General features: G+C 68.2%; 1 pseudogene. It reads right to left on the reverse strand.

The features are described from left to right. Nucleotides 1-223: pseudogene (locus J8I82_RS38205) on the reverse strand (IS3-like element ISAzo10 family transposase); the annotation flags it as partial.

Consider the following 223-nt stretch of genomic DNA (forward strand, 5'->3'; position numbering starts at 1 on the left):
TTGATGCGGCGCCGATCGGCCTTTGTCTCACGATGGGTGGCGCGCGCATCCTCGGGCTCAGCCAGCGCCTGCGTGGCAGCAGTGCGCCACTGCTCCAACTCCTGCGGATACACCCCGTTCTCACGGCACCAGGCGTTCTTGCTGGTCTCGTCCATAGCAGCCGTCGCCAGCACCGCCTCAAACCTGGCCGCCGCTGTCCATGCCCGCTCGCGAGCGGGCATGG

Source organism: Cupriavidus consociatus, assembly GCF_017814975.1.
In the GTDB taxonomy this organism is placed as follows: domain Bacteria; phylum Pseudomonadota; class Gammaproteobacteria; order Burkholderiales; family Burkholderiaceae; genus Cupriavidus; species Cupriavidus consociatus.